This is a genomic window from Campylobacter sp. IFREMER_LSEM_CL2194 (assembly GCF_025771685.1).
In the GTDB taxonomy this organism is placed as follows: Bacteria; Campylobacterota; Campylobacteria; order Campylobacterales; family Campylobacteraceae; genus Campylobacter_D.
The window spans coordinates 1-10,633 of record NZ_JAKMQS010000022.1; the positions used below are offsets into that span (position 1 = coordinate 1).

Below are 10,633 nucleotides of genomic sequence, written 5' to 3' on the forward strand. Positions count from 1 at the left end.
TTAAACCCACTAAGATTATATTAAATCATAAGGAAAGTATTTATACTGTTTAAATTCTTCTTTATCCAAATTCATTAGTTTTACAATTGCAGCACCTTCAAGATCCCAGGTATCTAAAGGATCCCTTAACCTTGTATGTTTTTTCATATATTTATGTAAAAACTCAATATCTTGTGTGGCTATAAATTCTTTAATCAGTTCATGTTCTTTGCAAACACATTTGCGTTCTAAATTTAAATTCTTACCCTTAGAACCTATAAAATGTAAAAACCAATCTCTATTGAGTATATCCCTTCTTTTTCTCTCATCTTCTTCTATTAATTCTAGCAAACAAGTAGTATCCATATCTAATAATACTCTAACGCAAAGTTCAATAGCATTTCCCCTGTAATAGCCAATATCCAATCCTGTTTCTAAACGATTTTTTTCTTTTTCTAGTATGTATGCTTCTAAATCTTTTTTAACTATGTTTATATCATCACCGCGAGAGTATTTATCTAAAGCAATACATTTTTTTCCATCTGTTATAGAAAAAAAATAATTTTCCCTTCTTTCATCTCCTAGTGGAAGTTCTAAGAGTCTTTTTTCATCTTCTTTAACTTCTTCTTCCCATTCTAATATACGTTCAGTAAAATACGCTTCATCTTTCTTAGTATTTCTTAACATTTTCTATCCTTTAGGTTTTTTAATTTTATTTGCATCTTTATCTAAATAATGAATGGTTTCTTTGCCTCCTTCATCAACATGAAATAAATCTTTTCTGATTTCATTGCTATTTTTTTCAAGAAGTTCTTTTATCTTTTCTCTATGTTCTTCATCTGCAACACCAAGTCTATTTTTGTCCTCTTCTAATATCCAACTATTACTCATCTGTTTGGTTTTTTGATTTCTATTTAACTTGCTTGTTCCAAACTTAGCTTCTGCGATGATATATTTTGGATTTTTATTGGGGTTATAATAAATTCCATCAATTCCTTGATGAATTTTATCATCAAGTCCTTGAACTTTGTTTAAGCTAATTCTTTTATAGCCTTGATTTAAATAATGCAAATGCATTTTAGCTTCGCCATAATTTCCTTTTTGTTTATTGCTTAATTTATCAATGCCATTTAATTTTTGTATCTTTTTTCCATATTTGCTAAAACTTTTTTAGCTTCTTTTTGTTGTGCTTGAACTTCTTTTAAAAATACTTGTTGTTTATTTACTTGTTTTCTTCTTTGTGCTGCTTTTAGCTTACCTCCTATCCCTTCCCATCTTATCTTGTCCCATTTAATCTTAGCAAGAGGATTAGCTTGTATTTTAGCTAAAGCAAATTTAATCTTATTTTTCTTAGGTATAGCTAATATAGGATAACCTTTATTACTTACCCCTATTAAACCCATTTGTAATACAGAATGTTTATGATTTACTTTATGATTTGAATAAGTATAAGCAAATACTAAAGCTACTTTAGTACAAGGTCCTCCTAGTATAGGTGGATTTACACATCCACTTATACTAGCTCCTTGTATTTCGTTATTAAGCATAATAGGAATATTATCTGATTTTATTCTTTTAGCATTCTTTGCTTTTAACTTAACCTTACCTCCATGTATGCATAATAAAGTATTATCTTCTAATATAGGATGCAAACAAGAAGTATCAGGACTTATATCAATATCTTCTATTCTAGGAAGTGATTTTTCTTTTTTTAGCCATAAAAAGCCTTGTGGGTTTGAAGTATGCTTTCTAATTGCTCATCTTTAGCATAAAGAAGTTTTTCTTCCAAAGAACAATCAAAATTTGAAGGAAAAGGTTTTATGGTATCCTTGCTTAGAAATTTTTGCCAAAGTATAGAGTTTTTTTCTGCTGAAAACTCCCAAAAATCATCTTTGTTATTATAAACATAGTCTTTATAATCTATAAAATTTACAAAGTTGATATTTACATTTTTTTGCTTAGAAAGCATACCTTGTATGTTTTCTTCTTCTGTGTTTTTTGGAATTTTATTATAGTTTTTAAGATAATGATTTATTCTATTGTTATTTAAGTTTTGATTTTCAAGTTCATTTAAAAGTTCTTTAGAATAATAATTTAAAAAATAATTATTTGCATATTCTTCTATATGCTCTTTAAAGCTTCTTTTATAAATTAACTCATCATAATTAGTAGGGTAAGATTTTAAAGTATTATTTTTAGAATTTAATATATAATCATACCCTGCAAAAAAATAAGAAAAATCCATAAAGGCATAATCAGCACTTATGCCTTTACAAAGACTTAAAAAAATATTTTCAAGTTCTAAGATGATTTTTTCATCTTTACTTAAATTTAACTCTTTTTGAAGTTGTTCTTGGGTTTTTGGGATAAAACCATAATTAAGTTTATCTTCATAATTTTTTACTAGATAATTTAAATTTTCATCATTAAGATTAAAAGTAAGGTATAGTGATGAGTTGAAATAAATATCATATTTATTAAAGTAGGGTGCTAGATTATCTTTTTCTATAAGAGTATTGATTTGGCTTTGAGAGAAATTTTCTCCTTTTTCATCCCAAAAAGGTAAATTAGGGGAGAGGTTTTTAAGAGTTCCTATTTCACTTAATTCATCTTTTTGATAATATCTATGTAAAATGTATTTGCTTTTATCTTTGCATAAACGATTGTAAATTTGAGTATAATTTGAAGGTAAAAAATTTAACCATTCATCCTCACTGTGTAGATTTATACCTTCAAATTTATCAATACTAAAACAAGCTTTAAGTTCTTGTATAGCTTTTAATGTATTTTCTAAATGTTTATTATAAAAATTATTTTCATTGGCTTTTTTAAATTCAAACCAATCTTTGGCATTTAAACGATTACCTTTTAAACTCCAAGCATTAAGATATTTTTCATCACTAAAAGTTTTTTTAGATAAAAGATGAAAGCTAACCTGATTGGCACTCAATGTTTGTTTCATTTAAAAGCTTTCAAAGCATCAATTTTTTCACACCATTTGTTAAAGTGTTGACATTTTAATCTTATGTTGTCTATACCAATTTCTTTTGCGATCTTGCTACCATGCAAAACTTTTTTATAGCTAGGAGAAGAAAAAATCTTTTTTAGCCTGTGTGACGGACTTGTTTCCTTGCTATTGTTGATGAATTCTGGATTATTGTATTTTTCGATAATACATTCTAATTCGCAAATGAGTTTTTCATCCCATTCAGCGTCTGCTTCAATGATTTTTGTAATATCACTAAAAAGCAAACTTTCAAATTCATGTGGTTGTATATAGCTAAAAAATTTATTTGTATCGCATTTTTGTTTAATTGCTTCATCAAAATCTTTTTGTATTTTTTCAATATATTCATATATATCAGTATTAGCTTTATTTTCTTTTAAAAATTCATCATCTAATCCATAATAATCAAACATAGTTGTCATAAAAGCTTGTGTGTCTTGTTTTAATTTTTTTAACAATAAAATCAACCACTCTATCATACGAAAGCGCACCGCCTTTGTGTCCTTTAGATGTAGGTATTGTAAGTGGAGTGAGATAAATTTTGACATTGTGAAAATACGGACTTAAAGTTTCATTGATAAATTTTTCTTCACTTTGTCCTTCGCAAATTACATAGCATCTTATAATATCTGACATTATTTTGGTCTCCCACCTATAAGATTACTAGCCCAAATTTCTCCAAGTGTGTATTCTTCAAGCCAAGTTTGTAGTTTTTCATTGTCCATTCTTGTAAAAATAGATTGATCACCTTCTTTATCTACAACTATAATATCTTGTGCTTCAAAATGATTTATCAGTTCTACAGATTGAGAAGAAATAATGAGTTGTTTTTCTTGAGCTACTCTTTTAATGATCTCGCTTAAAATTTTTAACGCATAAGGATGTAGTCCTAATTCAGGCTCATCGATAATAATTGTTCCTGACATTAGCTCAAAAGGCTGAAGCAATAAAGTAGCTAAGCATATAAACCTTAAAGTTCCATCAGAAAGCATATGTGCTTTAAAAGGAGTATCAGGATCGTTTTTATGATGCCATTCTAATTGTATATTATCACTATTTCTAAAAATAAATCCCCCAAAAAAAGGAGCAATATCTTGTATAGTAGTTAAAATTTGTTCATAATGTTTGTTGTAGTTATCATGGAGCATTTTAAGATAAGCTGCTATATTTTGTGCATCTTCTTTGAAAATAAGATTATCATTTGCATCACATATACTTTTCATTTTAGATGTATCTCCAGTATCATGAAAATGATAAAGCTTCCATTTTTTAATTTCGCTTATAGTATAATCAGCAACTGCTTTGGATCTAGAATATTCTTTTGCTTCAGAAATATTACTTTCGTATACATTCTCTCCTATAATGTATTCATAAGGACCAAAATAGATTCTTTCTTTTTGTATAAGCAATTTGTTTTCTTGCGTGGCTACGATATCTACTTTATATCTATTTGGGCTAAAAACAAAGTCAAAATGCAATTTTTCGGTTTCTTTTCTACCAAAATACAAAAAACTATCAGGTCCTTTATCTTGTGTATAAAATTGCAAATTTTTATTAAACAATACATTAAGCATTTTAAATACCGAGATAAAATTACTTTTACCTGCACCATTTGCACCGATTAAGATATTTAAATTTTTAAGTTCAAATTCGGATAAATCTTTTATAGATTTATAGCCTTTGATTGTTATGTTATTTAGCATTTATATCCTTTTGATTTTCACAAAACCTCTTTAACTTTTTTGAAGGTTTTTATTTTCATTAAAAACTTCTTCTAATTCTTCTGCATTATTTAAATTTAATCTTTTTATTACTATTTTATTAGGTGTTGCTCCTTTTATATGATGTAGATATATTTCTTTAAAAGCAGTTTTTATGCTTCTATGTAAATGCCTATGGTAGATAAAGCCACTTCTTGCATCACAATCTCCACCTTTTTCTGAAAAAATTCTCAAACGAGAAGTTTGAATATTTGATACTTCAGACCAATTTTGCTTGTCTTTATCCTTTTCATTTAGGATTTCTACCACCTTTGTTTTTTTCAATCTTTTTGTTTCTTTATTAAACTCACCTACTTTTTTTCCATCGAGTGCTAGTTTTTCATGTTCTTCACGAGTCAATACACTTCCTGTTACATTTTCTGTTAAATGTGTATAATGATTACACACAAAGATGTAATCAAGCTCATATTCTCTAGCGAGTTTTAACTCAAAACTTATTTGTTCTGTTAGACTTTGAACTTGGACATTTTTAACTTCGACTAAACTAGGAATACCATTAATATTTACTAAAAAATCAGGTATAGTATGATTAAAACTATGAATGTTAAAATTAGCATCTAGTTTTCTTTGATTGCTTAAATAGCGTGTAGATCTTTTCCCAAAAAGCAAAGAAGCAACATATTCTCCCGTATCTCCTATGAGTTTAGGTGAAATTTTTTTCTTATTATTTTTTAATTCTTTGCATTTTTCAACTTCTTCTTTTTGTTTTTCCTGCAAATCTTCCTTAGTTTCTTCAGAAATTCCATCTGCTTTTTTAATGGTTTCAAGCTTATGTTGTGCGCTTTTTAAAAGATCTTTTATTTGTTTTTCTTTGCCACCATAAGAAGCAAAGCTTTGTTCGTTTTCAAGCATACTTTTAAAAACCTTAGGACTTTGTAAAGCAAAATGACTTGGATGTTCCACATTGGCTATTTTTCTTTGAAAAGTAAGGGTTTTTTGTTTGATATTGCTTAATTCTGAAATGACAAAGCTGCTATTTAAAATAGGCACAGGATCAAAACTAGATTCTCCTTTATCACAGATTAGTCTAGGTATAAGACACCATTTATAACCAGATTCATTCTTGAAAGATTTTTCATAAAATTCTTTCAAGAAATCCTTTGTTACTGTTGCCACGCCATTATCTATTGAAAATGATCTTATATGATTTTTTATATTATCATCACTTGTATAAATATCATAAAATACATCGTATTCATAATCTTTTCTTTTATATCCTTTAGCAGGCAAAGCATCATCTTTTAATTTATCAAATTCTTCATTGATTTTTTCATTGCTTTGAAGTTTAAGTTTTTCAATTTCTTTTTCTTTTTCTTCATTGATTGTTTGTATATATTCTAAAGATTTGCTTTTATTGATGCGATATTCATCTTTTTTTGTTTTTTGGTTTTTATTCTTGTTTTCTTCTCCTATCATATGCTCTTCTTTAGGCAAATAAAAGGCAAGAGAATAACCACTGATGATATCTACACTTTCAAATTCTTTGATTTTAAATTTCACATCATTAAATTCCAATGAAAAATCCTTTTTTGTTTTTTATCTTAATTTTTCTTCTTTCTTCTTTCTTCATACATTTTAATTTGTTCTATTCTTTCTAAGCTTGTATCTATATCATATTCTTCAACCAATTCTTCCCAAGTCTTAGCTCCTGCTTTTTTTAAGATTTTTATGTTTTTATTTATATCGCAAGTATTAGCTCTATCTAATGGGGTTGCAGGTTTATAATAGCTGATTTTTCCATCTTCAATATCACTTATACCACAATTAGCCGCATTCACATCAGCTCCATATTTGATTAGCACTTCCACACAAGCTCCTATAGGTTTTTCTTTGCTTCCTGCAGCCCTATGTAAAAGGGTTTTTCCTGCATCGCTAAAACTAAATTCATTTTCTGTTTTAATACTTCTCATATTAGGATTTGCTCCTAGTTTTAAAGCTTCTTCTAAATAATTTGCATGATTAAACAATATCCAAACATGCAAAGGAGTGCTGCCACTTTCTTCATTATAAGTTTCAAATGTGCATCCTTTTTTAAAAAAATACTCTATTACTTCTTTATTTTTTCCATCTCTATCAATATACCTACTAAGTGCATTAAATCCAAAGCACACTTCATCAGCTTTAAGTCCTAAATTTTCAAAATACTCCATCATTTCAAAACTTTTACTTTTATCATAAGCAATTCCTGCACAAGCTAAAGTGATAGCAGTATCTATAATAGCTCTTTTGTTTTCACTATCCCAATAAGGTGTATAGCATTTTTCAAAAAATATTTCAGGCACAGGATAATCTTTTAAAAATTCTTTAACTTCTTCAAGTTTGTTAGCCTCTACAAGATCATAAAATTCTAAACATAATTCTTCTAAATATTCTTCTGAAGAATTTTCTTCAAAATTTATTAATTCTTCTAATGTTTTCATTGTTTTTCCTTTCTTTATAAAATGAGTTTTAATCTTTAACAAGTGATTTTAGTATTTTATAAATCTCACTTAAATCATCATGACAAAGCACATTTTTAATAAACCAATCCTTAAATTCATCCTCATCTGCTTCATCATAAGGTATACCAGTATCTTCTTCAAAAGCAACTTCGTAGTTTTCTGGATCTAAATTATTATATGCACCTTCCATAAAATCATCTATATGATTTTTTACTGCTTCTAGGAGTTCTTTATTAGGTTTTGTGTCTAAAAATGCTTTGAAATCATCTAAGCTTTCTAAAATATCGGTATTAAAATCCATTGTTTTTCCTTTAATTTTTATCCTTTCTTCTTTCTTCATACATTTTAATTTGTTCTGGTTCTTCTAAGCTTGTATCTATATCATATTCTTTAACCAATTCTTCCCAAGTCTTAGCTCCTGCTTTTTTTAAGATTTTTATGTTTTTATTTATATCGCAAGTATTAGCTCTATCCAATGGAGTAGCAGGATCATAATATTCAATTTTTCCATCTTCAATATCACTTATACAACAATTAGCCGCATTCACATCAGCCCCATATTTGATTAACACTTCCACACAAGCTCCTATAGGTTTTTCTTCGCTTCCTGCTGCCCCATGTAAAAGGGTTTCTCCTGCATCGCTAAAACTAAATTCATTTTCTGTTTTAATACTTCTCATATTAGGATTTGCTCCTAGTTTTAAAGCTTCTTCTAAATAATTTGCATGATTAAACAATATCCAAACATGCAAAGGAGTATCGCCGCTTTCTTCATTATAAGTTTCAAATGTGCATCCTTTTTTAAAAAAATACTCTATCACTTCTTTATTTTTTCCATCTCTATCAATATACCTACTAAGTGCATTAAATCCAAAGCACACTTCATCAGCTTTAAGTCCTAAATTTTCAAAATACTCCATCATTTCAAAACTTTTACTTTTATCATAAGCAATTCCTGCACAAGCTAAAGCGATAACAGGATCGATAATAGCTCTTTTGTTTTCACTATCCCAATAAGGTGTATAGCATTTTTCAAAAAATATTTCAGGCACAGGATAATCTTTTAAAAATTCTTTAACTTCTTCAAGTTTGTTAGCCTCTACAAGATCATAAAATTCTAAACATAATTCTTCTAAATATTCTTCTGAAGAATTTTCTTCAAAATTTATTAATTCTTCTAATGTTTTCATTGTTTTTCCTTTCTTTATAAAATGAGTTTTAATCTTTAACAAGTGATTTTAGTATTTTATAAATCTCACTTAAATCATCATGACAAAGCACATTTTTAATAAACCAATCCTTAAATTCATCCTCATCTGCTTCATCATAAGGTATACCAGTATCTTCTTCAAAAGCAACTTCGTAGTTTTCTGGATCTAAATTATTATATGCACCTTCCATAAAATCATCTATATGATTTTTTACTGCTTCTAGGAGTTCTTTATTAGGTTTTGTGTCTAAAAATGCTTTGAAATCATCTAAGCTTTCTAAAATATCGGTATTAAAATCCATTGTTTTTCCTTTAATTTTTATCCTTTCTTCTTTCTTCATACATTTTAATTTGTTCTGGTTCTTCTAAGCTTGTATCTATATCATATTCTTTAACCAATTCTTCCCAAGTCTTAGCTCCTGCTTTTTTTAAGATTTTTATGTTTTTATTTATATCGCAAGTATTAGCTCTATCCAATGGAGTAGCAGGATCATAATATTCAATTTTTCCATCTTCAATATCACTTATACAACAATTAGCCGCATTCACATCAGCCCCATATTTGATTAACACTTCCACACAAGCTCCTATAGGTTTTTCTTCGCTTCCTGCTGCCCCATGTAAAAGGGTTTCTCCTGCATCGCTAAAACTAAATTCATTTTCTGTTTTAATACTTCTCATATTAGGATTTGCTCCTAGTTTTAAAGCTTCTTCTAAATAATTTGCATGATTAAACAATATCCAAACATGCAAAGGAGTATCGCCGCTTTCTTCATTATAAGTTTCAAATGTGCATCCTTTTTTAAAAAAATACTCTATCACTTCTTTATTTTTTCCATCTCTATCAATATACCTACTAAGTGCATTAAATCCAAAGCACACTTCATCAGCTTTAAGTCCTAAATTTTCAAAATACTCCATCATTTCAAAACTTTTACTTTTATCATAAGCAATTCCTGCACAAGCTAAAGCGATAACAGGATCGATAATAGCTCTTTTGTTTTCACTATCCCAATAAGGTGTATAGCATTTTTCAAAAAATATTTCAGGCACAGGATAATCTTTTAAAAATTCTTTAACTTCTTCAAGTTTGTTAGCCTCTACAAGATCATAAAATTCTAAACATAAGTTTTTTACATATTTATCTACATCTTCTTCTAAAGATAATATTTCTTCTAATGTTTTCATTGTTTTTCCTTTAGTTTTTTTATAAATTGGGTTTCTTTGTGATTTTAGTTTTAATTTAAAAAAATTGCTTTTAATCTGCTCTCAAATCACCTCCTTTTACCCTTAAACCTTTATCATCTATAATTACTTGCATTTTTCCTACTTGAAGTATAATCTTATCTTTTGTTTGTGTGATGGTGGTATTTTCACCTACTTGAGAGATGATTCGTTTTTGTGCTATTAAAGTGCTTTCTTTATTAGCTAAAGTATTTATTTCATCAGCCGTAAAGGAACAATTATTTTTAGCTTTAAAACTAATAGAATCATCAGCTTCAGCTTTGAAATACTCATTTGTTTCTATGCTTAGATCTTTTTTGGAGTGAAATTTTATACTTTGATTGGTTTGAAGCACATAAGAACCTTTTATGGTTTCATTTTTATTATGTCCTATTCTTTGGATAAAATCATTTTTGATATCTTGCTCTAGGTTATTGTTGATGATTACTCTTCTATCATTTCCTATTTTTTCTTCATGATTTTGTCCGATATTGACTTCATTACTAATTCCTACATTCAAAGTATTACTTAAACCCACATTAGTATCTTTAGAAAGCAGGGTATTTTCTAGATACTGCGCACCTACATTGACATTTTTAAAACCTATGATATTTTGCATATGTCCTAAAGTAATAAATTCGGTATATAAAGCTCCTACTTCTGAGGTTTTGTTATTTTTTATAGTTTGCTCATAGTTATTGCCTATTTCTTCTTTATAATCTTTTTGTGCTAAAATGTAAAATTCTTCCTTGTCTATATCATTTTTTAAAGTGATTTCATTTCTTGCTTTTGCATCGGTATTATCTTTTCCTATAGTAGAATTAGAGATAGTTAGATAATGTTCATTTTTATAATTTAGATTATATTCTGTATTTTCTTGTAGTTTAAGTTCATCTAAGCCTTTATTATACATAGGTATAGCACTTAGATAATTTAGTGTTTGTCCAGCGATTTCTCTTTTGTATCTTGGGTAGTTATATTGTGGCATAGT

Annotated in this window: 12 protein-coding genes and 1 pseudogene; all 13 read right to left on the bottom strand. The window is 27.9% G+C overall.

All coding sequences use genetic code 11. The annotated features are described in order from the left end of the window. Positions 1-15 precede the first annotated feature (15 nt). Positions 16-666, bottom strand: coding sequence for a DUF1911 domain-containing protein (locus tag L8V79_RS07765; protein ID WP_263703161.1), 651 nt, complete (start codon positions 664-666; stop codon positions 16-18). Positions 667-669: 3 nt separating this feature from the next. Further along, entirely contained in the window at positions 670-1,056 is a 387-nt protein-coding gene (locus tag L8V79_RS07770) for a hypothetical protein (protein ID WP_052243286.1), read from the bottom strand. Between the two features lie 53 nt (positions 1,057-1,109). Next, positions 1,110-1,631, bottom strand: a complete 522-nt coding sequence (locus tag L8V79_RS07775) for a hypothetical protein (RefSeq protein WP_263703162.1) — start codon at positions 1,629-1,631, stop codon at positions 1,110-1,112. A gap of 59 nt (positions 1,632-1,690) precedes the next feature. Then, complete coding sequence (locus L8V79_RS07780; protein WP_263703163.1) at positions 1,691-2,941, bottom strand: hypothetical protein; 1,251 nt, start codon at positions 2,939-2,941, stop codon at positions 1,691-1,693. Beyond that, a pseudogene (locus L8V79_RS07785) lies at positions 2,938-3,622 on the bottom strand (DUF4276 family protein). Before L8V79_RS07785 ends, L8V79_RS07780 begins: the two are co-directional and overlap by 4 nt. Then, complete coding sequence (locus L8V79_RS07795) at positions 3,622-4,689, bottom strand: AAA family ATPase (protein ID WP_263689082.1); 1,068 nt, start codon at positions 4,687-4,689, stop codon at positions 3,622-3,624. Before L8V79_RS07795 ends, L8V79_RS07785 begins: the two are co-directional and overlap by 1 nt. A 30-nt stretch (positions 4,690-4,719) precedes the next feature. Next, the gene (locus L8V79_RS07800) at positions 4,720-6,282 is read right to left on the bottom strand and encodes a putative toxin (protein WP_263660863.1); all 1,563 of its coding nucleotides are present in this window, start codon (positions 6,280-6,282) and stop codon (positions 4,720-4,722) included. A 26-nt stretch (positions 6,283-6,308) separates the two neighbouring features. Beyond that, positions 6,309-7,187: an ankyrin repeat domain-containing protein gene (locus L8V79_RS07805; protein WP_263703166.1), complete on the bottom strand. Its 879-nt coding sequence runs from the start codon at positions 7,185-7,187 to the stop codon at positions 6,309-6,311. Positions 7,188-7,215: 28 nt separating this feature from the next. Then, on the bottom strand, positions 7,216-7,509 hold the full coding sequence (locus L8V79_RS07810) for a hypothetical protein (protein WP_195672374.1): 294 nt from the start codon (positions 7,507-7,509) through the stop codon (positions 7,216-7,218). 10 nt (positions 7,510-7,519) lie between these two features. Continuing rightward, positions 7,520-8,398 carry an ankyrin repeat domain-containing protein gene (locus tag L8V79_RS07815; protein WP_263703167.1) on the bottom strand — a complete coding sequence of 293 codons (879 nt, stop codon included), beginning with the start codon at positions 8,396-8,398 and terminating at the stop codon, positions 7,520-7,522. Positions 8,399-8,426: 28 nt separating this feature from the next. After that, positions 8,427-8,720 (bottom strand): hypothetical protein, encoded by a 294-nt coding sequence (locus L8V79_RS07820; RefSeq protein WP_195672374.1) that lies wholly within the window; start codon positions 8,718-8,720, stop codon positions 8,427-8,429. 10 nt (positions 8,721-8,730) lie between these two features. After that, on the bottom strand, positions 8,731-9,606 hold the full coding sequence (locus L8V79_RS07825; RefSeq protein ID WP_263703168.1) for an ankyrin repeat domain-containing protein: 876 nt from the start codon (positions 9,604-9,606) through the stop codon (positions 8,731-8,733). 70 nt (positions 9,607-9,676) lie between these two features. Continuing rightward, positions 9,677-10,633: bacteriophage T4 gp5 trimerisation domain-containing protein (locus tag L8V79_RS07830; RefSeq protein WP_263703169.1), on the bottom strand; the 957-nt coding region annotated here is incomplete at its 5' end.